Source organism: Amycolatopsis rifamycinica, assembly GCF_000695625.1.
In the GTDB taxonomy this organism is placed as follows: Bacteria; Actinomycetota; Actinomycetes; order Mycobacteriales; family Pseudonocardiaceae; genus Amycolatopsis; species Amycolatopsis rifamycinica.
Map to the genome: position 1 here is coordinate 1 of NZ_JMQI01000035.1, position 24,598 is coordinate 24,598.

General features: G+C 71.5%; 23 protein-coding genes, 2 rRNA genes and 1 pseudogene. 8 read left to right on the plus strand and 18 right to left on the minus strand.

Annotation, left to right across the window (positions count from 1 at the left end):
* Both DV20_RS17385 and rrf read left to right on the plus strand, forming a co-directional pair.
* Positions 1-354: ribosomal RNA gene (locus tag DV20_RS17385) — 23S ribosomal RNA — on the plus strand; the annotation flags it as partial.
* A gap of 56 nt (positions 355-410) precedes the next feature.
* A 5S ribosomal RNA gene (gene rrf / locus DV20_RS17390) occupies positions 411-527 on the plus strand.
* Between the two features lie 438 nt (positions 528-965).
* Here rrf and DV20_RS17395 read toward each other — a convergent pair.
* The 6 genes from DV20_RS17395 to DV20_RS17420 form a co-directional block, all read right to left on the minus strand.
* Positions 966-2,177: a L,D-transpeptidase gene (locus tag DV20_RS17395; RefSeq protein WP_200876450.1), complete on the minus strand. Its 1,212-nt coding sequence runs from the start codon at positions 2,175-2,177 to the stop codon at positions 966-968.
* Between the two features lie 103 nt (positions 2,178-2,280).
* On the minus strand, positions 2,281-3,150 hold the full coding sequence (locus tag DV20_RS17400; protein ID WP_043781493.1) for a patatin-like phospholipase family protein: 870 nt from the start codon (positions 3,148-3,150) through the stop codon (positions 2,281-2,283).
* A gap of 17 nt (positions 3,151-3,167) precedes the next feature.
* Complete coding sequence (locus DV20_RS17405; RefSeq protein WP_043781494.1) at positions 3,168-3,815, minus strand: DedA family protein; 648 nt, start codon at positions 3,813-3,815, stop codon at positions 3,168-3,170.
* Positions 3,816-3,859: 44 nt separating this feature from the next.
* Positions 3,860-4,861 carry a lipoyl synthase gene (lipA, locus tag DV20_RS17410; RefSeq protein WP_043781495.1) on the minus strand — a complete coding sequence of 334 codons (1,002 nt, stop codon included), beginning with the start codon at positions 4,859-4,861 and terminating at the stop codon, positions 3,860-3,862.
* A gap of 25 nt (positions 4,862-4,886) precedes the next feature.
* On the minus strand, positions 4,887-5,837 hold the full coding sequence (locus DV20_RS17415; RefSeq protein ID WP_043781496.1) for an oxidoreductase: 951 nt from the start codon (positions 5,835-5,837) through the stop codon (positions 4,887-4,889).
* Positions 5,838-5,855: 18 nt separating this feature from the next.
* On the minus strand, positions 5,856-6,377 hold the full coding sequence (locus DV20_RS17420; protein WP_043781497.1) for a hypothetical protein: 522 nt from the start codon (positions 6,375-6,377) through the stop codon (positions 5,856-5,858).
* Between the two features lie 131 nt (positions 6,378-6,508).
* Between DV20_RS17420 and DV20_RS17425 the strand changes: the two genes are divergently transcribed.
* Together DV20_RS17425 and DV20_RS17430 are read left to right on the plus strand one after the other, a co-directional pair.
* Positions 6,509-7,120: a TetR/AcrR family transcriptional regulator gene (locus DV20_RS17425; protein WP_043781499.1), complete on the plus strand. Its 612-nt coding sequence runs from the start codon at positions 6,509-6,511 to the stop codon at positions 7,118-7,120.
* 4 nt (positions 7,121-7,124) lie between these two features.
* Complete coding sequence (locus tag DV20_RS17430) at positions 7,125-8,060, plus strand: LLM class F420-dependent oxidoreductase (protein WP_043781500.1); 936 nt, start codon at positions 7,125-7,127, stop codon at positions 8,058-8,060.
* A 95-nt stretch (positions 8,061-8,155) separates the two neighbouring features.
* Here the strand turns inward: DV20_RS17430 and lipB are convergent, their stop codons facing one another.
* The 5 genes from lipB to lpdA form a co-directional block, all read right to left on the minus strand.
* Positions 8,156-8,899: a lipoyl(octanoyl) transferase LipB gene (gene lipB / locus DV20_RS17435; protein ID WP_043781501.1), complete on the minus strand. Its 744-nt coding sequence runs from the start codon at positions 8,897-8,899 to the stop codon at positions 8,156-8,158.
* Positions 8,896-9,519 carry a phosphatase PAP2 family protein gene (locus DV20_RS17440; protein WP_043781503.1) on the minus strand — a complete coding sequence of 208 codons (624 nt, stop codon included), beginning with the start codon at positions 9,517-9,519 and terminating at the stop codon, positions 8,896-8,898. Before DV20_RS17440 ends, lipB begins: the two co-directional genes overlap by 4 nt.
* Positions 9,516-10,391 (minus strand): TIGR01777 family oxidoreductase, encoded by an 876-nt coding sequence (locus tag DV20_RS17445; RefSeq protein ID WP_043781504.1) that lies wholly within the window; start codon positions 10,389-10,391, stop codon positions 9,516-9,518. The genes DV20_RS17440 and DV20_RS17445 overlap by 4 nt, the downstream gene beginning before the upstream one ends.
* Before the next feature lie 98 nt (positions 10,392-10,489).
* Positions 10,490-12,295, minus strand: a complete 1,806-nt coding sequence (gene sucB, locus DV20_RS17450; RefSeq protein ID WP_043781505.1) for a 2-oxoglutarate dehydrogenase, E2 component, dihydrolipoamide succinyltransferase — start codon at positions 12,293-12,295, stop codon at positions 10,490-10,492.
* A 55-nt stretch (positions 12,296-12,350) separates the two neighbouring features.
* Positions 12,351-13,724 (minus strand): dihydrolipoyl dehydrogenase, encoded by a 1,374-nt coding sequence (lpdA, locus tag DV20_RS17455; protein ID WP_043781507.1) that lies wholly within the window; start codon positions 13,722-13,724, stop codon positions 12,351-12,353.
* A gap of 182 nt (positions 13,725-13,906) precedes the next feature.
* Between lpdA and DV20_RS17460 the strand changes: the two genes are divergently transcribed.
* Positions 13,907-14,251 (plus strand): hypothetical protein, encoded by a 345-nt coding sequence (locus DV20_RS17460; RefSeq protein WP_043781508.1) that lies wholly within the window; start codon positions 13,907-13,909, stop codon positions 14,249-14,251.
* Between the two features lie 2 nt (positions 14,252-14,253).
* On the opposite strand, the pseudogene DV20_RS17465 reads toward DV20_RS17460, so the two are convergent.
* The 5 genes and pseudogenes from DV20_RS17465 to DV20_RS17485 all read right to left on the minus strand — a co-directional run bounded on the left by DV20_RS17465 (position 14,254) and on the right by DV20_RS17485 (position 20,244).
* Positions 14,254-14,705 (minus strand): annotated as a pseudogene (locus tag DV20_RS17465) (GNAT family N-acetyltransferase).
* Positions 14,706-14,715: 10 nt separating this feature from the next.
* Positions 14,716-15,696 (minus strand): SMI1/KNR4 family protein, encoded by a 981-nt coding sequence (locus DV20_RS17470; protein WP_043781510.1) that lies wholly within the window; start codon positions 15,694-15,696, stop codon positions 14,716-14,718.
* 10 nt (positions 15,697-15,706) lie between these two features.
* The gene (locus tag DV20_RS17475; RefSeq protein WP_043781511.1) at positions 15,707-16,681 is read right to left on the minus strand and encodes a TAXI family TRAP transporter solute-binding subunit; all 975 of its coding nucleotides are present in this window, start codon (positions 16,679-16,681) and stop codon (positions 15,707-15,709) included.
* On the minus strand, positions 16,678-18,642 hold the full coding sequence (locus DV20_RS17480; RefSeq protein WP_043781513.1) for a TRAP transporter permease: 1,965 nt from the start codon (positions 18,640-18,642) through the stop codon (positions 16,678-16,680). Before DV20_RS17480 ends, DV20_RS17475 begins: the two co-directional genes overlap by 4 nt.
* 102 nt (positions 18,643-18,744) lie before the next feature.
* Positions 18,745-20,244 carry a leucyl aminopeptidase gene (locus DV20_RS17485; RefSeq protein WP_043781514.1) on the minus strand — a complete coding sequence of 500 codons (1,500 nt, stop codon included), beginning with the start codon at positions 20,242-20,244 and terminating at the stop codon, positions 18,745-18,747.
* A 109-nt stretch (positions 20,245-20,353) separates the two neighbouring features.
* Between DV20_RS17485 and DV20_RS17490 the strand changes: the two genes are divergently transcribed.
* The gene (locus tag DV20_RS17490) at positions 20,354-21,199 is read left to right on the plus strand and encodes a hypothetical protein (protein WP_043781516.1); all 846 of its coding nucleotides are present in this window, start codon (positions 20,354-20,356) and stop codon (positions 21,197-21,199) included.
* Positions 21,192-21,854: a DUF402 domain-containing protein gene (locus DV20_RS17495; RefSeq protein ID WP_200876451.1), complete on the plus strand. Its 663-nt coding sequence runs from the start codon at positions 21,192-21,194 to the stop codon at positions 21,852-21,854. The genes DV20_RS17490 and DV20_RS17495 overlap by 8 nt, the downstream gene beginning before the upstream one ends.
* On the opposite strand, the gene DV20_RS17500 is transcribed toward DV20_RS17495, so the two are convergent.
* Entirely contained in the window at positions 21,811-22,110 is a 300-nt protein-coding gene (locus DV20_RS17500; RefSeq protein ID WP_043781520.1) for a hypothetical protein, read from the minus strand. The genes DV20_RS17495 and DV20_RS17500 overlap by 44 nt on opposite strands.
* A gap of 96 nt (positions 22,111-22,206) precedes the next feature.
* Here DV20_RS17500 and DV20_RS17505 point away from each other — a divergent pair, with 96 nt between their 5' ends.
* Positions 22,207-23,310 carry a branched-chain amino acid aminotransferase gene (locus tag DV20_RS17505; RefSeq protein ID WP_043781521.1) on the plus strand — a complete coding sequence of 368 codons (1,104 nt, stop codon included), beginning with the start codon at positions 22,207-22,209 and terminating at the stop codon, positions 23,308-23,310.
* 49 nt (positions 23,311-23,359) lie between these two features.
* Here the strand turns inward: DV20_RS17505 and cobT are convergent, their stop codons facing one another.
* Complete coding sequence (cobT, locus tag DV20_RS17510) at positions 23,360-24,436, minus strand: nicotinate-nucleotide--dimethylbenzimidazole phosphoribosyltransferase (RefSeq protein WP_043781522.1); 1,077 nt, start codon at positions 24,434-24,436, stop codon at positions 23,360-23,362.
* Between the last annotated feature and the right edge of the window lie 162 nt (positions 24,437-24,598).

Here is a 24,598-nt window from a genome sequence, read left to right on the forward strand (position 1 = left end):
GGCTGTTCGCCCATTAAAGCGGCACGCGAGCTGGGTTTAGAACGTCGTGAGACAGTTCGGTCCCTATCCGCCGCGCGCGTAGGATACTTGAGGAAGGCTGTCCCTAGTACGAGAGGACCGGGACGGACGAACCTCTGGTGTGCCAGTTGTTCTGCCAAGGGCATGGCTGGTTGGCCACGTTCGGAAGGGATAACCGCTGAAGGCATCTAAGCGGGAAGCCTGTTCCAAGATGAGGTATCCCACCCCTTTGTGGGTTAAGGCCCCCAACAGACCATTGGGTTGATAGGCCAGAAATGGAAGCACAGTAATGTGTTGTCGAGTTGACTGGTACTAATAGGCCGAGGACTTGCCTACAAAGATGTTACGCATCCACTCTACGGTTCTGAAACACCACGCGTGTTTCACAGTGTTTCGGTGGTTATAGCGTCAGGGAAACGCCCGGTCCCATTCCGAACCCGGAAGCTAAGCCTGACAGCGCCGATGGTACTGCAACCGAAGGGTTGTGGGAGAGTAGGACACCGCCGAACTTACTTTGAGAAAAGGGCCTGGGCCCGGTAGAGACCAACAGTCTCCCGGCCCAGGCCCTTTCTCCATTCCCGGCCCCGGCCGTGTCGACCCCCCAATCACACGTGTCGACCTCCTGATCACGCCGGCCGACCGTTCCGGCGTGTTGTGTCGTCCGTCTGGGTACGCGTGTCGTCCATCGGGACACGCGTGTCGTCCGTTCCGGTACGGGTCGCCGGCGACCCGGCCTGGAACTCACGTGATCAGAAGGTCAACTCCCGTGACTGGAGAGTCGACTCCCGTGATTGAAGGGACGACACGCGTGCCTGGGTGGACGACACGCGTACTTAGGCGGACGACACGGGGTGGGGGCGGGTGAGGCATGAAGGGGGGGTCAGGAGCGGAGCTCCTGACCCCCCCTTGCCTGGTAGGCCGGTAGGTGAGTGGCGGGAAGGTGACGGTTACTTGATGGCCGAGCCGGCTTGCCAGTCGGGCCAGGACTTGGACCAGTCGCCGTACAGGTCCCAGACCGGGAGCTGGGGGCCGCCCGAGTTGGTCACCTCCACGACGTCGCCCAGGCCCATGTTCTGGAAGAACCACTGGGCGTTCGCGTCGTTCAGGTTGATGCACCCGTGCGACACGTTCGAACTGCCCTGCTGGCCCACGCTGTTCGGGTTCTCGTGGACGAACTCGCCGTCGTTGGAAATGCGTTCCGACCACTTTTCGTTCGAGCGGTACGCCTTCGGATCCGGCGGGCAGACGCCGTAGGTGCAGGAATCCATCGTGTAATTGGCCTGCTTGTCCGAAATCACGTGCGCGCCCAGGTGGGTCGGCGTGGCGTCCTTGCCCATCGAAATCGGCATCGACTTCACCATCTGGCCGTTGTGGAAGATCTGCATCTGCTCGGTGTTCCCGTCCGCCTTCGCGATCCAGGAATCGTGGACCTTGTACGTTTCCGTGCGGTCCTCCGCGCCGAACACGCCGCCGCCGAAGTCGACGCCGTAGATCTTCGCCGTCACCTTCAGCGTTGTGCCGGCCTTCCAGTACTCCTTCGGCCGGTAGTGGACGTTCGAGTCGTCGATCCAGTACCAGCCGCCCTCCTGCTTCGGGGTCGACTCGACCGTCAGGGCCTTCTCGACCGCCGCCTTGTTCTTGACGGCGACTTTGCCGAAGCTGAACACGATCGGCTGGCCGACGCCGACGCCCGTGCTCGCCACCGCGGATGGCGCCGGGATCAAATTGGCGTTCGCCTGCTTCTTCGGCGACAGCGTCGTGATCTGGTTGGCCTGCTCGACCGGCTTCCCGTTGCTGCCCTGCGCGTGCGCGACGATCTTGTACGTCGCGCCGTAGCCGAGCGGCTCGGTGGACGTCCAGCTCGACCCGTCCGCCGCCAGCTTGCCGGCGACCGTCTTCCCCTTGGCCGGGTTGGTCACCGTGACGTCGAGGAGTTTCCCGTTGGCCGCCTTGACGACGATCGGCATCGCCGGGTTCACCGCCGTGCCGCCGGCGGGCTCGAACGTGACCGCGACCGGCGTGTCGGACGGCGCGGCCGAGCCCGACGCCGGGTCCCCGCCGGCGGGCGAACCACCGTCGTCACCGGACGAACAGGCGGAAAGCAGCAGTGCTCCGGCGAGGATTCCGGCCACCGAAAGTAAAATCTTCTTGGGGAGCATATTGTCTCTTTTTGGGAATTGGGATCGGCGGGCATTCGTCATCAAAACTACGCGATAGCGATGACGTTCTTGCCGTCGGATCGGTGCATCCGCGTGACGTGGATCACGTAATGACGAGGCCGGGTGCGCCGTAAAGTCCCGGCCCGTTCACCGAGATCGAGCCGAGGAACTCGCGCGCCGCCGAATACGCCTCGTCCGCCAGTGCTTCCGTGTGCCCGAAATCCAGCGGGTTCACCCGGACCGGCGCGGGCCCCGGCAGGTACAGCACCGGCACCCGCGCCGCCGCCACCGGCGCCTCCAGCACGGCCTGGTTCCGCATGCTGATCATCGCGGTGAACATCATCACCTCGGCGAACGTCCGCGGCGCGCCCGGCAGCTTCCCGGGGAACGCGCAGTCGAGCACCACCAGGGACTCCGCCCCCATCGCGAGGGCCTGCCGCATCGGCACGTTCGCGACGAGCCCGCCGTCGTACAGCAGCCGCCCGTCGTGCTCCACCGGCGGGAAGATCCCCGGGATCGCGCAGCTCGCCAGCAGTGGCTCGAGCAGGCGCCCGGACCGGATCAGCAACGGCTCGGCCGTGTCGACCTGGGTGGTGACGACGCCCAGCGGCAGCGGCAGGTCCTCGAAGCGCGTCGAAGCGCCGAGGTGGTCGGCGATGATCCCGGCCAGGCCGGTGTTGGGGAACAGGTGCGTCTTGCTCTGCGTCAGCGTCCGGACGCGGCTGAGCACGCCACCGGGGAACGCCTCGGCCCGCGTCATGTGCGCCCAGATGTCGTGCAGCCCGGCGAGCGCGTCGGTGCCGGAGCGGGCCAGGACGGCGGCGTTGAGCGAACCGACCGACGTGCCGGTCACGATGTCCGGCGTCAGCCCGGCCTCGGTCAGGGCGCGCAGCATGCCGACCTGCATGGCGCCGAGGCTGCCGCCCCCGCCGAGGACGAAGCCGATCGGCCGGGGGAGATCCGCGAGACTCATGCCGCCGAATGTAGTACTCAGGGCACGCGTTCGGGCTCTCGCTCGGGCGTGGCCGCCGCCTTGCGCTTCTTCAGCCGCAGCAGGAAGAACACGGCCACCGCGGCGAGCACGGCGACCACGATCAGGCCGCCGGTGTTCAGGACGCCTTCGATGCGCTTGGCGGCTTCGCCCAGCGCCGCGCCGATGCTGATGTGGGCCAGCGACCAGCAGAACGCGCCCGCCGCGGCGGCCGGCAGGAACTTGCGGAACGGCAGTCCGGAAGTTCCGGCCGCGGCCGGCGTCAGGGTCCGGATCACCGGCAGGAACCGGGCGAAGAACACCGCCCAGGCGCCCCGGCGCTCGAGGACGCCGGTGGCCTTGTCCCAGGCCTCCAGGCCGTACTTGCGGATCAGCTTGGTCTCACGCAGGCGGGGCCCGAAACGGCGGCCGATGACGTAGCCGAGCGCGTCGCCGGCCGTCGCGCAGAGGGTGACGACCAGCCACAGGACCAGGAACCGCGGGACGGTGTTCGCCGTCGTCGCGGCGACGAGCAGCCCGGATTCGCCGGGCGCCACGAAGCCCAGCCCGATCGTGCACTCGGCGAACACCAGGCCGCCGGTCGCGGCGACGAGCCCCGGTTCCGGGAGTCCTTGCAACCAGCTGAGGAGGTCCGAAACCAGGGCCATGCCGCCACTTTACCGATCCTTTAAGGATGGTGGGGTGACGTGGGTCACCGAGCCAGGAGCGACGCGGCTTCCTGCGCGGCGGGGCCTTCGGCCGCCAGGTGCTGCAGGTTCTCGGGCAGTACCTCGCCCCGGTGGGCCTTGGTCTGGGCGTAGAGCCGCCCCGCGCGGTACGAGGAGCGCACCAGCGGCCCGGCCATGACGCCGGCGAAGCCCATCGCCTCGGCCGCCTTCGAGTGCTCGACGAACTCCTCCGGCTTCACCCACCGGTCCACCGGGTGGTGCCGGGCAGAGGGACGCAGGTACTGCGTAATCGTCAAGATCTCACAGCCCGCATCGACCAGATCCCGCATCGCCGGAGCCACCTCGTCCGGCGTTTCACCCATGCCGAGGATCAGGTTCGACTTGGTCACCAAACCGGCCTCACGCGCCTTCGTGATGACCTCCAGCGAACGCGCATACCGGAACCCGGGACGGATCCGCTTGAAAATCCGCGGCACCGTCTCCACGTTGTGCGCCAGCACCTCCGGCCGCGACCCGAACACCTCCGCCAGCTGGTCCGGATCCGCGTTGAAGTCCGGGATCAGCAACTCCACACCTGTACCGGGATTCAAGTCGTGGATCTGCCGGACGGTCTCCGCGTAGAGCCAGGCACCGCCATCGGGCAGGTCATCCCGGGCCACACCGGTGACCGTCGAATACCGCAATCCCATGGCCTGTACCGACTCCGCGACCTTCCGCGGCTCGGTACGGTCCAGCTCGGCCGGCTTCCCGGTATCGATCTGGCAGAAGTCACAACGCCGGGTGCATTGGTCGCCGCCGATGAGGAATGTGGCTTCGCGGTCTTCCCAGCACTCGTAGATGTTCGGACAACCGGCCTCTTCGCACACCGTGTGCAAACCCTCGCGGCGAACCAGACCCTTGAGCTCGGTGAACTCCGGACCCATCCGCACCCGCGTCTTGATCCACGACGGCTTCTTCTCGATCGGCGTCTCACTGTTGCGAACCTCGAGACGCAGCAGCTTCCGGCCTTCAGGCGCAGCACTCACGCCCTCAACCGTACGCCCGTCCGGGTTAAGCGGGATCCGGGGTGACGCCGGTCAGCTTCGCGGTGACATCCCACAACGCCGCCCCCAGCGGCTCGCTGCGCGCGGCCGCCAGGGGGTGCGTCTTGACCGGGTTGCCGCGCAGGCCGCCGAGGCCGCCCGGGACGATGTAATCGCCGCCTTCGACGCCGTCCGTCGTGGCCGCGTACAGCTGCGGCAGCGCGCCCTGGCGGACGTTCTGCGCGAACAGGATCTCGCCGATCTTGTGGCCGCCGGCGATGACCGACCGGACCACCGGGTTGGTGTACGACCGCGCCATGCCGCTGCCGAGGCCGGTCGCGGTGTAGCCGGGGTGGGCGGCGACGCTGACGACGTCGTCGCCGGCCGCGCGCAGCCGCCGGTCGAGTTCGATGGCGAACACCTGGTTCGCCAGCTTCGACTGCCCGTACGCGGTCGCCGGGTTGTAGCGGCGGTGCTCGGCGTTGGGGTCTTCGACGTCGATCCGGGCGCCGACGGCGGCCAGGCTCGACAGCGCGACGACGCGGGCGTGCCGTCCGCCGCGCAGGGCGGGCAGCAGCAGCCAGGTCAGCGCCGCGTGCCCGAGGTGGTTGGTGCCGAACTGCAGCTCGAAGCCGTCGGCGGTGCGGCCGCGGGCGGTGGCCATCACGCCCGCGTTGTTGACCAGCACGTCGAGGGTGTCGCCGGTGCGTTCCCGCACCGTCGCGGCGGCCGCGCGCACCGACGCGAGTTCGCTCAGGTCCAGTGGGACGAGCTCGGGTTCGGCGCCCGCGGCGGCCGCTTTCACGAGATCGAGTGCCTTCGCGCCGCGTTCGGCGGAGCGGCAGGCGAGGAGCACGCGGGCCCCCTTGCCCGCGAGCACCTCGGCGGTGCGCAGCCCCAGACCGGAGTTCGCCCCGGTGACCAGGACGGTCCGGCCACTCTGGTCGGCGATGTCGGCTTCGGTCCAGCGCTGGGTCATGCGCTTACTTAACTCCGTTTACGCGCTGGGCGCGAGCAACCGGCGAAGGTGTCCGAACACCGGACGGCGACGCGCGGACTCATCGCGGTTCGCGCGCAGCAGCGCCTCGAAGGCGCGGCCCACCTTGACGATCTCGCCGGCGGGCTCGCGCGGGTCGGCCAGCCCGGCCGTGACGGCGAGCATCCGCAGCTCACCCTCGTGCATCCGGCGCAGCGACGCGTGCCGCTCGTAGGCGCCGTCGAGGACCGCGCGCAGGTCGGCGTGCTCGTCGACGGCGGCGCGCCAGGCGCGGGTGACGGCGTCGACGTGGTCGCCGAGGCCGTCGGCGTCGTCCGGGTCGGCGACCTCGGAGCGCAGGCGGCCGCTCAGCGTGCGCGTCCACTGGTACTGCAGGGCGGTGAGGACGTTCTCCTCGGTGCCGAAGTACTCCTCGGCGCCGGGTACCTCCTCGAGCGGCAGCGGCTCGCCCGGGTTCCGGGCGGCCAGGCGGACAGTGGCTTCGAGAATTTCCTGACGTCGGTAGAAGTCGGTCCAGCTCATCGTGTGGCTCCCCTTCCGTGGCCCGGGTCATACCGCGGGTCTGCGGCATACTCCCGGTACGGACCTGACGCGCCGAACATACCATGAGTATGGAGAGCTGTTTCCGGCGTAAAGTTGTGAAGGTGGCGACAATGAGGTCCAGACGACTCGACTACTCCGAGTCGACGCGGTCCGCGCTGGTCGACAGCGCGGTCGAACTGATCACCAAACGCGGTTACGCGGGGACCTCGCTCGACGAGGTCGCCAAACGCGCCCGGGTGACCAAAGGCGCCCTGTACCACCACTTCAGCGGCAAGCAGGCGTTGTTCGAAGCCGCGTTCGACCAGGTCGAGAGCCTCGTCTACGACCGGCTGGACAAGATCATGACCGGCGAGGGCACCCCGTGGGAGCGCGCGCTCGCCGGGCTCAACGCGTTCCTCCGCGCCTGCCTCGACCCCGCCTACCAGCGGATCGCCATCCACGAGGCGCCGGTCGTGATGGGCTGGGAGCGCTGGCGCGAGGCCGAGGAGCGGTGCAGCTTCGGGCTGGTGCGGTCCGGCCTGCAGTCGCTGATCGACGCGGGCGAGGTCGAGCCGGTGCCGGTCGACGTCACCGCGCGGCTGCTGTTCGGCGCCCTGTCGAGCGCGGCGACCGAAATCGCCAGTTCGCCCGATCCGAAGAAGGTCAGCGCCGAGATCGAAGATGTGATCGTCCGCATGCTGGTCCGGCTGAGGCGCACGGAGCCCGACGTCTCTATAGGCTGACGTCGTGGACTTGAGGATCTTCACCGAGCCCCAGCAAGGGGCCAGCTACGACGACCTGCTGCGCGTCGCCAAGGCGACCGAAGCCGCCGGGTACGACGCCTTCTTCCGCAGCGACCACTACCTGAAGATGGGCTCGGCCGACGGCCTGCCCGGCCCGACCGACGCGTGGATCACCCTCGCCGGCCTGGCCAGGGAGACCAGCCGGATCCGGCTGGGCACGCTCGTCACCGCGGCGACGTTCCGCCACCCGGGACCGCTGGCCATCTCGGTGGCGCAGGTCGACCGGATGTCCGGCGGCCGCGTCGAGTTCGGTCTCGGCGCCGGCTGGTACGACGCCGAGCACGAGGCGTACGGCCTGACGCTGCCGCCGCTGAAGGAGCGCTTCGACCGCTACGCCGAGCAGCTCGAGATCGTCACCGGCCTGTGGAAGACGCCGGCGGGCTCGACGTACTCGTTCGACGGCCAGTACTACAAGCTGACCGACTCGCCGGCGCTGCCGAAGCCGGCGCAGTCCCCGGCCCCGCCGGTGATCATCGGCGGCGGCGGCAAGAAGCGCACGCCGGCGCTGGCCGCGCGGTTCGCCGACGAGTTCAACCTGCCGTTCACCGACGCCGAGACGGCGGCGGCCCAGTTCGCCCGCGTCGAGGCCGCGGCGGCGGAGATCGGCCGCGACCCGAAGGAGATCCTGCGCTCGGTGGCGCTGGTGATCGCGGTCGGGCGGTCCGATGCGGAGGTCGCCCAGCGGGCTTCGGTCATCGGGCGCGACGTCGACGACCTGCGGGCCAACGGCCTGGCCGGGACGCCGGCGGAGGTCGTGGACCGAATCGGACAGTGGCGGGAGAAGACCGGGGTCACGCGGGTCTACCTGCAGCTGCTGGACCTGGCGGATCTGGACCAGCTCGACCTGATCGCCGCCGAAGTGGCGCCGCAGCTGGACTGAGCAGCCCCCGGTTTCCACGCTGGCGGAGGGGACCGACAGTTCCGGACCGCGAAAGCAGGGCCGGCCTCCTGTTGTCCACAGGAGGCCGGCCGCTTTCAGTTCTGCAGGGCGAACGTCACGCCCGCTGCCTCGGGGGCCTTCGGGCGGGGGAGCCAGCGGTCCTCGCTCACCGGGAGCTCACCTTCGAGGGCCGCCAAGACGGCGTCGCGGGCCAAGGGGAGTACCGCCTCCACCGTCACGTCCCGCTGGAGCTCGTACGACAGTGACGTCACGCCCGCGTCGCGGATGCCGCAGGGGACGATGTTGTCGAACGCCGTCAGGTCCGCGTTGCAGTTGAGCTCGAAGCCGTGCATCGTCACGCCGCGCTGGACGCGGATGCCGATGGCCGCGATCTTGCGCTCGATGCCGCGGTCGTCGGCCGGGATCCAGACGCCGCTGCGGCCCTCGACCCGGCCGCTGGCCACGCCGAGCTGGTCGCACACGTGGATCAGCGCCTCCTCCAGGCGCCGCACGTAGTGGACCACGTCGATCGGGTCGGCGAGCTTCACGATCGGGTAGCCGACCAGCTGGCCCGGGCCGTGCCAGGTGATCTTGCCGCCGCGGTCGACGTCGATCACCGGGGTGCCGTCCGCGGGGCGGTCGGCCGGCTCGGTGCGCTTGCCCGCCGTGTACACCGACGGGTGCTGCAGCAGGAGCATCGTGTCCGGCGCGGTGCCGTCCGCCCGGGCCGTCAAGGAGCTCCGCTGGAGCTCCCAGGCTTCGGTGTAGTCGATCGTGCCGAGCTCGCGAACGTCGACGGGCTCGGTGCTGGCGCGGCAGGAAGTGCGGGAAGAACTCACCCGTCGAGGCTACGCCCGTCACCCGGGGGAAGCAGCCGCAAGGCGCACGCCGAGAGCAGCCCGACACCGGCCACCGCCAGCACTGCGCCGATCGTGTCCGTCACCCAGTGCACGCCGAGCACGACGCGGCAGGCCGCCGACAGCACCACCGCCACCGCGACGGCCGCCGCCACGCGCCGGAGGATCCGCGGCCACAGCCACGCGCACAGCAGGAGCAGGACGAAGCCGGTGCTCGCCACCGACACCACGTGCCCGCTCGGGTAGCTCAGGTCCGGGTAGTCGCGCGGGCGTTCGCGCAGGAAGACCGGCTTGGCCGTCAGGCTGGTCAGCCGGCACAGCACCAGCACGACGGCGAGCCGCACGCACAACCCCGTGTGCTGCCGGTGCCGCAGCGCCAGTGCGAGCAGCGCCACGCCGAGCACGTACGGGAGCACCGGGCCGAGGATGTCGCTGCCGATCGCCGCCACCCGCCCGAGCGGCTGCGTGTAGACGCCGTGGAGCGCGTTCGCCACCTGGGCGTCGAGGGCCAGCGGGTGGCGGGCGACGCCGAGCCCGAGCGCGACGAAGGCCGCCACCAGCGCGAAACCGACGACGAGCCAGCGTTTCAGCGGGACGGTCATGCCGCGGCGAGCGCGCTGTCCACGGTGCGGTGGCGGAACTCGTACCCGGACCGCTCCAGCACCGCCGGGACGGCCCGCTGCCCGAACAGCGCCATCTCCGCACCGGCCTGGCCGAGCACGGCCTTGAGCGCGATCCCGGGCACCCACCACGGCGCGGGCCGGTGCAGCGCACGGCCGACGGCGCGGGTGAACTCGGCGTTCGTCACCGGCGCCGGCCCGGTCAGGTTCACCGGCCCGGACACGTCGTCGTGCGTGAGGACGTGGACGATCGCGCCGACTTCGTCCTCCAGCGCGATCCACGGCATGTACTGGCGGCCGTCGCCGAGCCGCCCGCCCAGGCACAGGGCGAACAGCGGGCGCAGCGTGCCGTACAGCCCGCCCTTCGCCGACAGGACCAGCCCCGTCCGGATCCGCACGACCCGCGCGTCCCCGGCACCCGCCGTCGCCGCTTCCCACGCTTCGCAGAGCTCGGCGAGGAAACCCCGGCCGCGCGGCGCGGTCTCGTCCACAGTGGACTCGCGCGTGTGGCCGTAGTACCCGACGGCGGACGCGTTGACCAGCACGCCGACGCCGTGTTCGGCGACGGCTTCGGCGAGTACCTCGGTCGGTTCGACCCGGCTGTCGGTGAGCTGCTGCTTGCGCATCGCGCTCCACCGCCCGGGGAACAGCGGCTGCCCACCGAGGTTCACGACGGCGTCGACACCCTCGAAGGCGCCGCTCGCGATGGTGCCCGACGGCGGGTCCCAGCGGAATTCGCCGCCTTCGCGCGCCTCACGCCGCACCAGGCGGCGGACCTCGTGGCCTCCGCGCCGCAGGCGGTCGCCCAACGCCGACCCGATCAAGCCGCTCGCTCCGGCGATGAGTACTCGCATGCTTCGATCGTTGCGCATCCGCTGCGGGTCCGCACGTCCGGCCCGGATGCGGCGAAGGCCGCCACGGGGATCCCGTGGCGGCCTTCGCCGGAGGTGACTCAGAGACCGAGTTCGCTCTCGAAGTTGCCCTCTTCCAGGCGCTGCTTGATCGTCGTCAGGAAGCGGCCCGCGTCGGCCCCGTCCACCAGGCGGTGGTCGTAGGTCAGCGGCAGGTACGCCATCGACCGGATGGCGATCGTGTCGTTGCCGTCGGCGTCCGCGATGACCACCGGGCGCTTGACGACCGCGCCGGTGCCGAGGATGCCCGACTGCGGCTGCACGATGATCGGCGTGTCGAACAGCGCGCCGACGCTGCCGATGTTCGTGATCGAGAACGTGCCGCCCGACAGCTCGTCCGGCTTGATCTGGCCCGCCCGCGCGCGGCCCGCCAGGTCGGCGATCCGGTGCGCGAGACCGGCCAGGCTCAGCTCGCCCGCGTCGTGGATCACGACCGAGAGCAGCCCGCGCTCGGTGTCCACCGCGATGCCCAGGTGCACGGCGCCGTGGTAGGTGATCTCCTTCGTGTCCTCGTTGTAGGACGCGTTGACGTTCGGGTGCTGCTTGAGCGCCTCGACCGTGGCCTTCGCGAAGAACGGCAGGAACGTCAGGTTGACGCCCTCGCGCTCCTTGAAGCCCGCCTTCGCCCGCTGGCGCAGCTTGGCGATCTTCGTGACGTCGACCTCCTGGACCTGCGTGAGCTGCGCGGCGATCTGCAGCGACTCGCGGGTCTTGGTGGCCGTGATCTGGCGGATCCGGCTGGCCTTCTGCACCGTGCCGCGCAGCGCGGCGAGCTCCGGCGACACCGCGGCCGCGGGACGCGCGGCCGGCGCCGACGGGGCAGCGGCGGCGGCCGGGGCGGCGGCGGCCGGCGGGGCAGCCTGCTGCTTCTGCTTCTCCTCGGCCGCGGCCAGGACGTCCTGCTTGCGGATCCGGCCGCCGACACCGCTGCCGGTCAGCGTCGAAAGGTCGATGCCGTGCTCCGACGCCAGCTTGCGGACCAGCGGCGTGACGTACGGGCCGTCCGCCGAACCCTCCTTCGCTGCGGCGGCCGGGGCCGACTGCGTGGCGGCCGAGGCCGGGGCGGCCTGCGGCTTCGGTTCCGGCTTGGGCTCGGGCTTGGCCTCCTGGACCGGCTCGGGCTTCGGCTCCGGCTCCGGCTTGGATTCCGGCTTGGGTTCCGGCTTCGGCTCGGGCTTCGGCTCGGGCTTGGCCTCCGGCTCCGGCTCGGACTCGGCCTTCGGCGCCGCACCGGCGTCCCCGATCACGGCCAGGACGCCGCCGACCTCGACGGTCTCGTCCTCGCCCGCGCGGATCTCCAGCACCGTGCCGGCCACCGGCGACGGCACCTCGGTGTCGACCTTGTCGGTGGAGATCTCGAGCAGCGGCTCGTCGACCTCGACCGAGTCGCCGACCGCCTTCAGCCAGCGGGTGACGGTGCCCTCGGTGACGCTTTCGCCCAGCTCGGGCAGCTTCACCTCGGTGCCTTCGCCGCCGGACGCCGGCGCGGTGTCCGGCTTGCTCGGCGCGCTGTCGGCGGCCTGCGGCTCGGGCTCGGACGACTGCTCCGGCTCCGGCTCGGACTTCTGCTCCTCCTGCGCGGGGGCGGAGGACTCGGGGACGCCGCCGGACCCGTCGTCGATGACGGCGAGCTCGCCGCCGACCTCGACGGTCTCGTCCTCCTGGGCGCTGATCTTCACGACCGTGCCCGCCACCGGGGAAGGGACCTCGGTGTCGACCTTGTCGGTCGAGATCTCGAGCAACGGCTCGTCGACCTCGACGGTGTCGCCCTCCTGCTTAAGCCACCGGGTGACGGTGCCTTCGGTGACGCTCTCCCCGAGCTCCGGCAATGTGACGGAGTAGGCCATCGTTCGCTGACTCCTCTTCCAAGTTCTGCGTGGTCTGGGTTCTGCTGGTGGGACGTCAGCTGTGCACGTGCAGCGGCTTCCCCGCGAGGGCGAGGAACGCTTCACCGAGGGCCTCGGTCTGGGTGGGGTGCGCGTGGATCAGCGGGGCGACGTCCTCGGGGAACGCCTCCCAGCTGTAGATCAGCTGCGCTTCGCCGATCAGCTCGCCGACGCGGTCGCCGACCATGTGGACACCGACGACCGGGCCGTCCGGGGCCTTGACCAGCTTGACCCCGCCGGAGGTCTTGAGGATCTGGCTCTTGCCGTTGCCGCCCAGGTCGTAGGTGAACGTCGTGACGTCCGAGCCGTACTTGTCCTTGGCCTGCGACTCGGTCAGCCCGACCGACGCGACCTCCGGGTGCGAGTAGGTGACCCGCGGGATGCCGCTCTCGTCGATCACGCGCGGGCTGAGCCCGGCGATCTCCTCGGCGACGAAGATGCCCTGCTGGAAGCCGCGGTGCGCGAGCTGCAGGCCGGGGACGATGTCGCCGACGGCGTAGACGTTCGGCAGGTTGGTGCGCAGCCGCTCGTCGGTGAGGACGAAGCCGCGCTCGATCTTGACGCCGGCCTCCTCGTAGCCGTGGCCGGCCGAGTTCGGCCCGCGGCCGACGGCGACCAGCAGCAGGTCGGCCTCGATGGTCTCGCCGGATTCCAGCGAGACGCTCACGCCGTTGTCGTCCTGCTTCGCGCCGGTGAACTTCACGCCGGTCTTGAAGGCGATCTTGCGGCGGCGGAACGCGCGCTCGAGCTGCTTGGACGCGAACTCGTCCTCGTTCGGGACCAGCCGCGGCAGGGCTTCGACGATGGTGACGTCGACGCCGAAGGAGGCCCAGACGCTGGCGAACTCGACGCCGATGACGCCGCCGCCGAGGACCACGACCTTCTTGGGGACGTAGTCGAGGGTGAGGGCCTGCTCGCTGGCGATGATGCGGCCGCCGAGCTCCAGGCCGGGCAGCGTGCGCGAGTAGGAGCCGGTGGCGAGGATGACGTTCTTGCCGGTGTAGCGGGTGCCGTCCACCTCGACGGTCGTGCCGCCGACGAACGTGCCCGCGCCCTCGACGAGGTTCACCTTGTGCGCCTTGGCCAGGCCCTGCAGGCCCTTGTACAGGCGGGCGATGATCCCGTCCTTGTACTTGTTGACCCCGGCGATGTCGATGCCCTCGAAGACGGCCTTGACGCCGACCGCCTCGGCGTCACGGGTCTCGTCGGCGACCTCGGCGGCGTGCAGCAGGGCCTTGGTCGGGATGCAGCCCCGGTGGAGGCACGTCCCGCCCAGCTTGTCCTTCTCGATCAGCGTGACGGAAAGGCCCAGCTCGGCCGCGCGGAACGCCGCGGCGTAGCCGCCCGATCCGCCTCCCAGGATCACGAGGTCGGCGGAGGTGTCGGTCACTTCATTAACTCCTCGGCAAGCAGTGGGGTGATGCTCTGTCGACGCGCGCGCCCGGTATAACCGCGCGCGCGACATCCGCCATCTTGTCACTACGCCGGACGGGGCTGCGACCTAGCCGGGTGTGCGACGCCGACCACACGCGGACATCGGGATAATGAGTGGGGTAGGTCTCGGGAGGAGAGGTGGTCGAGGTGGGGCTCTTCGACTCGCTGCGCAGGCGGGCCAAGGGGGGACAGCGGGCCGGCACGCTGCGGAAAGCCAGTTCCGAGGACACCCATCACCTCGACGAGTGGGCGGCCACGCGGCGGGGTGTCGAGGCTTTCGTCGAGCCGAAGACCAACGTCACGGACACCACTGTGGTGTTGATCGCCCACGACGGCGAATGGACCCGGCGCCGCATCGGCAGCCTGGAGGCCGCGCAGCAGTTCGGCCACCGCCGGTCGATCCCGGTGTACGAGGTCGCCCGCGTCGGCTACCCGAAGCGGATGCGCGAGTACACCGAGCGGAAGAAGCGCGGGCAGGTCTAGGCCTAGAGCTCGATCCGGCCCACCACCTCGCCGTGGTGGGCCTGGCCGGTGGGGCGGAAGCCCAGCTTGAGGTAGAAGTCCTCCGGGCCGTCGTCGGCCGGGAGCCACAGCACCGTCGCGGCCTTTCGCCCCGCCGCCGGGCCTCGTCGAGGACGGTCTCGACGGCGAACCGGCCGTAGCCGAGGCCCTGGACGCAGGCGCCGACGTTGAGCCGCCAGATCCCGCAGCGGAAGAAGTCGAGAACGGCGTCCGGGTCGAAGCGGCCCATGACGAAGGCGACGGGCTCGCCGTCGCCCATGATCAAGCGCGGCCAGGCGATCTCCGGCTGGGCGTAGGCCTCGGCGAGCGAGACGGCGACGGGAGCGACGAACTTCTTCTGGTGCGGCTGGACGGCCAGCTGGCACGCGGCGGCGACGTTCTCGGGGGTGATCTTCTCCACGGTGAGGGTGGTCACCCGGTCCAAGCTAGCCTGCCTGGGCCAGCAGCGCGGCGTGCCGGACCAGCGCCGCCCGGAAGGACGCATGGACCGTCGTGCCCAGGACCGGGTCGACCTCGACCACGTGTCCCGCCGAAAGCAGCAGCACCGCCGGCTCCGACAGGACCACCACGCCGCCCTTGGCGCGCAGGTCCGCCGTGCCGAGCAGGCGCGGGAAGACGACGTCCGCGGGCAGGCCGTCGCAGGTGCGCAGGAACTCGCGGTGGTCGGCTGGCAGCTCGACGCCCAGCCGCAGCTCCGCCGAGCGGATCGCCGGCTCCGACGCCGGCGGCGGGAGCGAGCCCGCCGTGCCGGTCGCGGTGTCGTGACCGCGCAGGCGCACGATCTCCGCGATCAGCTCCGGCCAGGTCCCCAGCTCCGGCGGGTACCGCTCGTGCAGCGCCGCGATCAGCGCGCCCGCGCACGCCGGCGCCCAGTCGCGCAGGCCGAGCGGGTCCGCGCCCGCCACCAGCGCCGGGGCCAGCGCGCGGGTGGCCGCCGGGGTGGCGACGTCCGGGCGCGGCCCGGCCAGCGTGGCCCAGAGTCCGAGGTCGCCGTCGGCCAGCGCGGTCCGGACGCGATCGGGGCGGGCCGGCGCCACGTGCTTGACCACCTCGGCGACCGGCCCCGGCGGGAGCACGCCGTCGAGGTCGGAGACCGGCCGCCGCAACGACGCCGTGTGGGCGCGCTCCTCCGCGTCGAGGTCGAGCGGGGGCAGGCCCTCGGCCCAGCCCGGCCGCCCGCCGCGCGCCTCGAACAGCATCGCCCACGCCCTGGCCCGCACCGGGTCGGCGGCCAGCGCGGTCACCGGCCGTTCGGTCCGGGCCAGCCACTGCGTGACCAGCCGGTCGGCTTCGTCGAGTGCACCGGAGACCGCGAGCAGCAAGGCCGCGTACCCCACCTGGTCGTCGACGCGCGCCTCCGGTGCCGTCAGGACGTCGCGGACCGCCGCTTCGAGGTAGTCCTGCACCTCACCGACCCTAGCCCAGGGCTTGCCTGGCGCCCGGGTGCAGCGGCACCGGGTCGGTCTGCGTCGCCAGCTGCCGCGAGATCTCCTTCGCCGCCGGATGCACCTTCGCCAGCTCCGCCTGCTTGTCGAAGATCAGCTTCGTGATCGCGCACGCGTTGCCCGCCGGGAAGTCTTCGCGCACCAGCAGCAGGTTGGGCACCACGACCGTCGGCACGTCCGCGGGCTGCCCGTAGGCCGCGGCCGGGATCACGGCCTGGTCGTAGACCGGGTTGACCTGCTTCAGCTTCGGCAGCAACGGCGTGATGTCGAGGAACTTCACCTGGCCCTTCATGGCCGTGGTGATGTCGGTGATCTGCGCGGTCGGCAGCCCGCCGGACCAGACGAGCCCGTCCAGGGTGCCCGCCTTCATGCCGTCCGCCGTCTTGGCCAGGTCGAGCCGCTGCGCCTGGACGTCGGTGTCGGGCTTGAGGCCCGCCGCCTGCAGGAGGCGGTTCGCGATGACCTCGGTGCCGGACTTCGGCGAGCCCGTCGAGATCCGCTTGCCCTTCATGTCCGCGACGCTGTCGATCCCGGCGTCCGTGCGCACCAGCACCTGCGTCGAGTTCGGGTAGATCCGGGACAGGGCCTGGATCTTCTGCGGCTTGCCGTCGAACGAGCCCTTGCCGTCGACCGCGTCCGCCGCGGTGTCGGCCAGCGAGAACGCGACGTCGTAGTTGCCCGCCACGAGCTGCTGGATGTTCTGCACCGACGCCCCGGTTTCCGAGGCCGTCGCCCGCAGCTTCGTGCTGTTGCTGATCAGCTGGGCCAGCCCGCCGCCCAGCACGTAGTACACGCCGCCGCTGTTGCCGGTGGCGATGGTGATGCGGCCTTCGCCCGCTTCGCAGGACTGCGTCCCGCCGGGGGCGGCCTGGTCGGTCTGCTGCTTGCCGCCGCAGCCGGTGACGGCCAGAGCGAGCACCGCGAAGGCGGCGACTGCGCGTTTCATGCTGTCCTCCTCTTGATCACGGCGTGGGTGAGCAGCGCGGCGGCACCGCAGGCGGCGCCGATCGCGATCGGGACCGGCTCGAGGTAGAGCAGGCACAGGGCGGCGGGGACGAACAGCAGCCGCACCGGCGTGCTGACCGGTCCGAAGAGCCAGCCGCCGGTGACCACGGCCAGCGCGGCGACGGCGAGCGCGGACACCGCCGTCACCCACAGCACGGTGAGCACGTCGGACTCCAGCAGCAGCGCGGCGCCGTTGTCGGTCAGCACGAAGGCGATCGGCACCAGGAACGCCGGGAGCGTGTACTTCCAGCACTGCCACATGGTGCCGAGCACCGAGCCGCCGGTGATGGCCGCCGACGCGACCGCGGCGAGCGCCGTCGGCGGGGTGACCTCGGACAGCACGGCGTAGTAGAAGATGAACATCGCCCGCTCGGCGTCGGCGACGCCGAGCGTCTCCAGCGCGGGACCGATCACGACCCAGGCGATGATGAAACTCGCGGTGACCGGCACGGCCAGGCCCAGCACGCCGACCGCGATCGCCGAGAGCAGCACGGTCAGGACGAGGATCAGCGTGCCGTTGTCGGTGAGCGCGCCGGCCAGTTCCACCAGCGCGTCGGCGAGTTCGAGGCCCAGCCCGGTCTTGGTGATGGTCGAGGTGATCACCCCGGCCGCCGCGCACACCGCGATCACCGGCAGCGCGCCGCGCACGCCCGCCGACAGCGCGTCGACCATGTCCTTCGCCCAGCCCTTGAGGTCGTGGCGCCGGGCGATCAGCGCGAAGAGCGCGGCCACGCCGGTGGCGTAGACGACCGCGGCGAACGGGGGGATGTCCAGGGCGAGGAACACGACGATGATCGCCAGCGACAGGAAGTGATAACCTCCGCGCCGCAACAACTTCCCCGGATCGTCGTGCGGCACGTCGACGGCTTCGGCCCGGAAGCGCCGGGCGTCGGCCTCCATCGCGAAGACGATGCCGAGGTAGTACAGCAGCGTCGGGACGGTCGCCCAGATCAGCACCTTCAGGTACGACGTCTGCAGGTACTCGGCGATGATGAACGCCGCGGCACCCAGCGTCGGCGGCGAGAGGATCGCCCCGATGCCGGACGCGGCGAGCAGTCCGCCTGCGTTTTCCTTCGGGTAGCGGGCTTTCCGCAGGATCGGCCAGGTGATCGAGCCGAGGCTGACCGCGGTCGCGGTGCCCGAACCCGACACCGTGCCGAGCAGGAAGCCCGAGAGCACGGTGGTGCGGCCGGGTGCGGTCCGCGACTTCCGGAACGCGGCGAAGGAGATGTCCACGAAGAACTGGCCGGCGCCCGAGGCGTTGAGCACCGCGCCGTAGAGGGTGAACAGCACGATGTAGCTCGCCGCGACGTCCAGCGGAGTGCCGTAGAACCCGCTGGCGTCGTTGAAGAGTGCGTTGACGATCTGGCTGAAGTCGATGCCCGCGTGGGCGATGCCCCAGTTCTGCGGGAGGAAACCCCCGTAGTAGGCGTAGGCCAGGAAGAGCAGGCAGACGATCGGCAGCACCAGCCCGGTGGTGCGGCGGGTGGCTTCGAGGACCAGCACCAGCAGCAGCGCGCCGGCCACGATGTCGAGCGGCGACAGGATGCCCTGGCGGTTCAGGAACTCGTCGTAGCCGACGAGCACCGGGTAGAGGCCGGCGGCGAGGGCGGCCACCGCCAGCGCCCAGTCGGTCCAGCCCGGATCGTCGCGGCCGCGCAGCCGCGGGCGGTAGCAGAGGAACACCAGCGGCAGCGTCACGCCGAGGAACAGCACGAGGAAGAACTGGTTGCCCTTGGCGAAGGGGAAGAACACCTGCTTGAGCACCAGGATCGCGACCGCGAGGGCGACGAAGTAGACGACGCGGTCGGGAACGCGGGACAGGGTGCGCGCCGGGCGTTCCTCGTCGTGCTCGGCGGCGATCTCGGCGGGGGAGTCGCGTTCCACCGGCTCGGTCGTCACCCGGCAACGGTACGGTGTCGCGGATCACATCGAAAGGGATCTTCCGGCGGAAAACGCCGGAGGGGCCCCCGCCGTGGCGGGAGCCCCTCCGGGGGAACGCGGTCAGCCGTTGGCGGCGATGTCCGCCAGCACCGCGGCGATCGAGCGGACCGGGACGCCGGTGCCGCCCTTGCCGGTGTAGCCCCACGGCGAACCCGTGTTGAACGACGGGCCCGCGATGTCGATGTGGACCCAGTCGAGGCCGTCGGCGACGAACTCGCGCAGGAAGATCCCGGCGGCGAGCATGCCGCCCCAGCGGTGGCCGGTCACGTTGGCCAGGTCGGCCAGCCGCGAGTCGAGGTCGGCGCGCAGTTCCTCCGGCAGCGGCATGGCCCAGCCGTTCTCGCCGGTCGCCTGCATGATCGCGGCAACGCGGTCGCGGAAGTCCTCCGAGCCCATCACGCCGGCGGTGCGGTTGCCGAGCGCGACGACCTGGGCGCCGGTCAGCGTCGAGGTCTCGATGAGGTAGTCCGGGTTCTCCTCGGCCGCGCGCACCATGGCGTCGACCAGGACCAGCCGGCCCTCGGCGTCGGTGTTGAGGACCTCGACGGTCTTGCCGCCGTACATGGTCAGCACGTCACCCGGGCGGTAGGACGTCCCGGACGGGAGGTTCTCCGCCAGCGGGATGTGCGCGACGACCTCGAGCGGGTACTTCAGCTTCGCGGCCAGGACGACCGACGCGAGCACGCCGGCCGCGCCGGACATGTCCGAGGTCATCTGGTCCATGTTCGCGGCGGGCTTGAGCGAGATGCCGCCCGAGTCGAACGTGATGCCCTTGCCCACCAGGGCGACCTTCTTGGCGGCCTTGGCCGGCTTGTACCCGACGCGCACCAGCCGCGGCGGGCGGGACGAGCCGCCGCCGACGCCGAGGATGCCGCCGAAGCCCTTGCGCTTGAGGGCCTTCTCGTCGAGGACCTCGAACTCGAGGCCGTTGTCCTCGGCCAGCTTCTTCGCGCGGTCGGCGAAGGAGGCCGGGTAGAGGTCGTTCGGCGGGGTGTTGATCAGGTCGCGGGCGACGATGACGGCCTCGGCGATGGCGCCGGCCGCCTTCAGCGTCGCCTTGTGCTCGCGGGCGGTGCCGCCGGCCGGGCTCGCGAAGTCGGCCTTCGCCAGCGGGGCGTCGCCCTTCTCCGAGCGGTAGGCGGTGAAGACGTAGGAGCCGAGGATCGTGCCCTCGACGGCGGCCTGCAGGTCGAGCTCGGACAGCGTGACGAAGGCGCGGTCCGTGCCGGCCAGCGCGCGGCCGGCGGCGCCCGCGGCGCGGCGGACCTGCTCCGGGGTGACGTCGACGGCCGCCTTGCCCAGGCCGACGGCGAGCACGACGCCGGCGGGGAGCTTGCCCAGCGTCGGGACCTTGACGACCTCTTCGGCCTTGCCGCTCGCGCCGAGCGTGGCCAGCAGGCCGGCGAGCCGGCCGTCGAAGGCGGCGTCCACGGCGGCGGCGCCGGCGGCGAGCACGGGACCGTCCGCACCCTGCAGAGTGCCGATGACGACGACGTCGGCGCGCGTTTTGGCCAGTGCCTCCCCGGTGTTGTCGGACAGGGCGAGCTTAGGCACGGTCACTTCTGGCTCCTCGCGCGTTCTCGGGGCACCGGGCACCGGCCCGGTCGGGATCGTGAGCCATGCTAATGACGACCCGGACCACGGGTGAACACCGGGAGAGGGAGGCCGCGTGCGGCTGGGCGGTGGGCTGCTGGTCGTGCTGGCGGCCGGGGCGGCGGGCGCGGGCTGGTGGCTGCTCGCCGGGCTGGTGCTCGCGGCGATCGCGGCCGGCGTGACGGCACGGGTGCCGGAACCGGGGGACTCCCTGGTCGAGCGGGTCGTGGCAGCGGTCGCGCGGCTGTCGGAGGTGACGGTCTACGCGATCGCGTTCGGCGCCTACGTCTTCCCGGAACACCGGGCGGCGGCGGCCGCGGCGTTCGTCGTGGTGGTGACCGGCGCGGGGTTCGCCGGGCTGAAGATCCCGGCGTTCGCCGTGCGTGTCGCCGGTGGCCTGCTGCTGGTCGCGGGGCTCGTGCTGGTCGCGGTGTGCCTGGCCGTGCCGCCGGTGGGAACGGCGGACGGCCTGCGGCCCCCGGACTTCGCGGGCGTGCTCTTCGTGGCCGTGCTGGCGCTGCCGTTCCTGCGCCCCGCGGGACGCGACAAGGCGGGGCCGCGCGTCCTGCTGCTCGGCGTGGTCGCCCTGCTGGCCGGCTTCGCCGCGCTCTACCAGCTCGGCGCGGTGCGGCTGGGACTTTCGCTCACTTCGCTGCGCGACCTGCTCTCCGCCGCCGACGCGGACGCGCTGCAACCGGTGCTCACGGTCGTCGCCGCGGTCGCCACCGTGGTGCCCGCGCTCGCCGCCGGGACCGAGGTCCGGGCGCGGGCCGGCGTGCCGGGGCTCGCCGGGCTCGCCGCCGCCGCGGCGGCCGCGTACCTGCTGCCGGCGCTGCCCGTGCTTCTGGTCGCGGGGCTGGCGACCGTGTTCGAGCTGCTACTGGGCGTACGCGCCCGCAGGTACAGTGGAACCCGTGAGTGATCGACGCTGGCGGCCGGGGGAGACCGTGGTCGAGCGGTTCCACCGCCCCGACGGCTCGATCGGCCAGATCCACCCGCTGCGCGTCCTCGAAGACGACGGCCGCGTCCTGCTCGCCTGGCTGCCGGCGGGCACGCCGATCGTCGGCAGCAGGCTCGCCGACGGCCGCCTGATGCGGGACGCCCCGCTCGAGCAGCGGTTCCGCATCCCCCGGGTGCCGGTCGCGGACTCCTGGCACGGCGCGTCGACGCTGCGCCGGATCCCCGAGGACGAGTGGTCGTCGGTCTGGTGGTTCTTCGACCTCGAAGGCCGGTTCAAGAACTGGTACGTCAACCTCGAGATCCCGCTGGGCCGCACGCCGGGCGCGGTCGACCGGATCGACGGCGTGCTCGACGTCGTCGTCGAGCGCGACGGCAGCTGGCGCTGGGACGACGAGGACGAAGCCGAGGCCGCGCTGGAAGTCGGCCGGCTCACGCTCGATCAGTTCGACCGGCTGCGCGCCGAAGGCGAGCGGATCGGCGCGCTGGCCGAACGCGGTGCCTACCCGTTCGACGGAACCGGCACCGACTTCCGCCCGGACGCCGGCTGGCCGGCGCCGGAGCTGCCGGCGGAGCTCAGCCCGCGGTCAGGAGGAGGATCAGCGCCAGCACGGCGTTGACGACCGCGAGGATGACCACCGACTTCGTCGGGAGCACCTTCGGGAACGCCTTGCCGTGGATCTTCCGCCACCACACGACGCCGAAGACGCCGCCGACCAGGCCGAGGAAGCCGCCGAACCCGCTGTCCAGCACGGCCCAGCCGACCATGCCGAGCAGGCCGACGCCGAAGGTCAGCAGCACCGCGGCGACGAAGGTCTTGATGTCGGCGCCGGTGGTCTTGGGCCGGGGGACCGGCTCAGTGGAGTGGTAGGTCACGGCGTCATCCTAGAGCGGTCACGCCGCGGGCGCGGAGAACCGGGAACAGATGGACATCCGACTAACGCGCGTCCGAGCAAGCGGTATCGTCTAGCCATGACGACCACGACACAGTTCGCCCATGCCCCGCACCCGAGTCCTGCGAGCGCGGACCGTGTCGCGGAGGTACTCGCCGCCCCCGGGTTCGGGGTGTACTTCACCGATCACATGGTCACCGTCAAGTGGTCGAAGGCCGAAGGCTGGCACGAGGCCCAGGTCGGCCCCTACGCCCCGTTCACCCTCGACCCGGCGACGTCGGTGCTGCACTACGGCCAGGCCATCTTCGAGGGGCTCAAGGCCTACCGCCAGCCGGACGGCTCGATCGCGTCGTTCCGCCCGGACGCCAACGCCGCCCGGTTCCGCCAGTCGGCCGAGCGGCTCGCCATGCCGCAGCTGCCGGAGGAGGTCTTCGTCGAGTCGCTGCGGGAGCTCATCGCCGTCGACGGCCGGTGGGTGCCCACCCGCCAGGGTGATTCCCTGTACCTGCGGCCGTTCATGATCTCGACGTCCACCGGCCTCGGCGTCAACAGCCCGGCCGCGGACTACGTGTACACGGTCATCGCCTCGCCGGCCGGGTCGTACTTCTCCGGTGGCGTGAAGCCGGTCAGCGTCTGGCTGTCCACCGAGTACGTCCGGGCCGCGCCCGGCGGCACCGGCGCGGCCAAGTGCGCCGGCAACTACGCGGCGTCGTTCGTGGCGCAGGCGCAGGCCGTCGAGAAGGGCTGCGACCAGGTCGTGTGGCTCGACGCGGTGGAGCGGCGCTGGGTCGAGGAGATGGGCGGGATGAACCTGTTCTTCGTCTTCGGCTCCGGCGAGAACGCCCGGGTGGTGACCCCGGAGCTGACCGGGTCGCTGCTGCCCGGCGTCACCCGCAAGTCGTTGCTGCAGCTGGCTTCGCGGCTCGGGTACAAGATCGAGGAGCGCCGGATCTCCACCGACGAGTGGGAGAAGGCGGCGGCCTCGGGTGAGCTGACCGAGACGTTCGCCTGCGGCACCGCGGCGGTCATCACCCCGGTCGGCCACGTGAAGCACGCCGGCGGCGAGTTCACGATCGCCGACGGGCAGCCCGGCACCCTCACCATGAAGCTGCGCGAAGAGCTGACCGGCATCCAGGAGGGCACCCGCCCCGACCCGGACCACTGGATGGTCAAGCTCGGCTGAGCGGTTTTCCGAAGCGGCCCCCGGTGCGCCGGGGGCCGCTTTCGTCCGGTCAGGAGGCGGGGGCGGGGGTGAGCGGGCCGGAGACGCCGGCCTGCTCGTGGGTGGCCGTCTCGGCGAGGACGCGCGCGGCCATCATCAGCAGCGGCAGGGCCGTGACGGCGCCGGTGCCTTCGCCGAGCCGGACGTCCAGTTCCAGCAGCGGGCCCAGGTCCAGGTGCTCCAGGGCGAGGGCGTGGGCAGGCTCGGCCGTCCGCTGGCCCGCGACCCACCAGCGGCGGGCGCCCGGAGCGAGGTCCTCCGCGACGAGTGCGGCCGCGCAGGCGACCAGGCCGTCCAGGACCACCGGCGTCCGCCGGACCGCGGCCTGGGCGAGGAACCCGGCCATCGCGGCGATGTCCGCGCCGGCGGTGGTGCGCAGCAGGTCGACCGGGTCGGCCAGGGCCGCGCGGGCCCGGCGCAGGGCGTCGCGCACGGCGGCGGCCTTGCGCATCCACGCGGCGTCGTCGATGCCGGAGCCGCGGCCGACGACGGCCACCGGCTCGCTCCCGGTCAGCGCCGCCACCAGCACCGAAGCCGGCGTGCTGTTGCCGATCCCGAGGTCGCCGGGGATGAGCAGGTCGGCGCCGCCGTCGACCTCGGCGTCGGCGATCGCGATCCCGGCGCGGATCGCGGCCTTGGCCTCGTCGGCGGTCAAGGCGTCTTCGACGTCGATGGAGCCGGAGCCGCGGCGGACCTTGAACTCGCCGATCGCGCGGGTCGCCGGAGCTTCGGTGTCGACGGCCAGGTCGACCACGCGCACGCTCGCCCCCGCGGCGGCGGCCAGGACGTTGATCGCGGCGCCGCCGGTCAGCATGGTGCCCAGCAGCTGCGCGGTGACCTCGGCGGGATAGGCGGAGACGCCCTTGGCGGCGATGCCGTGATCCCCGGCGAAGACGACGACCCGCGGCCGCGTGAACGGCCGCGGCGGCGACTGCCCCTGGCAGGCGGCGATCCAGACGCCCAGCTCCTCGAGCCGCCCCAGCGACCCGGCCGGCTTGACGAGCTTGTCGTGCAACGCGATCGCGGCGGACCGGGCGTGCTCGTCGGGCGGGGCGATCTCGGGGAACTCGATGTTTTCCGGCTCCACACCAGGCCCTTTCTGTGGCACGGCAACGCTGTGGCCAACCTACCGGGAGGGCCGGTGGCCGGTCGCGCGGCGGGGTGGGGGCGGGCGACCGGCGGCGTCCGCGGGCTCCGGGCCCGGCCGCGCTTCCGGCACCCCGGCTGGGCCTACGTCCCGCTCGACCCG

What these genes read in the sequence shown, in the direction of transcription:
- DV20_RS17395 (WP_200876450.1), bottom strand. Translation starts at nt 2,177, where the DNA reads ATGCTCCCCAAGAAGATTTTACTTTCGGTGGCCGGAATCCTCGCCGGA.
- DV20_RS17400 (WP_043781493.1), bottom strand. Translation starts at nt 3,150, where the DNA reads ATGAGTCTCGCGGATCTCCCCCGGCCGATCGGCTTCGTCCTCGGCGGG.
- DV20_RS17405 (WP_043781494.1), bottom strand. Translation starts at nt 3,815, where the DNA reads ATGGCCCTGGTTTCGGACCTCCTCAGCTGGTTGCAAGGACTCCCGGAA.
- DV20_RS17415 (WP_043781496.1), bottom strand. Translation starts at nt 5,837, where the DNA reads ATGACCCAGCGCTGGACCGAAGCCGACATCGCCGACCAGAGTGGCCGG.
- DV20_RS17420 (WP_043781497.1), bottom strand. Translation starts at nt 6,377, where the DNA reads ATGAGCTGGACCGACTTCTACCGACGTCAGGAAATTCTCGAAGCCACT.
- DV20_RS17425 (WP_043781499.1), top strand. Translation starts at nt 6,509, where the DNA reads ATGAGGTCCAGACGACTCGACTACTCCGAGTCGACGCGGTCCGCGCTG.
- DV20_RS17440 (WP_043781503.1), bottom strand. Translation starts at nt 9,519, where the DNA reads ATGACCGTCCCGCTGAAACGCTGGCTCGTCGTCGGTTTCGCGCTGGTG.
- DV20_RS17445 (WP_043781504.1), bottom strand. Translation starts at nt 10,391, where the DNA reads ATGCGAGTACTCATCGCCGGAGCGAGCGGCTTGATCGGGTCGGCGTTG.
- sucB (WP_043781505.1), bottom strand. Translation starts at nt 12,295, where the DNA reads ATGGCCTACTCCGTCACATTGCCGGAGCTCGGGGAGAGCGTCACCGAA.
- DV20_RS17475 (WP_043781511.1), bottom strand. Translation starts at nt 16,681, where the DNA reads ATGAAACGCGCAGTCGCCGCCTTCGCGGTGCTCGCTCTGGCCGTCACC.
- DV20_RS17505 (WP_043781521.1), top strand. Translation starts at nt 22,207, where the DNA reads ATGACGACCACGACACAGTTCGCCCATGCCCCGCACCCGAGTCCTGCG.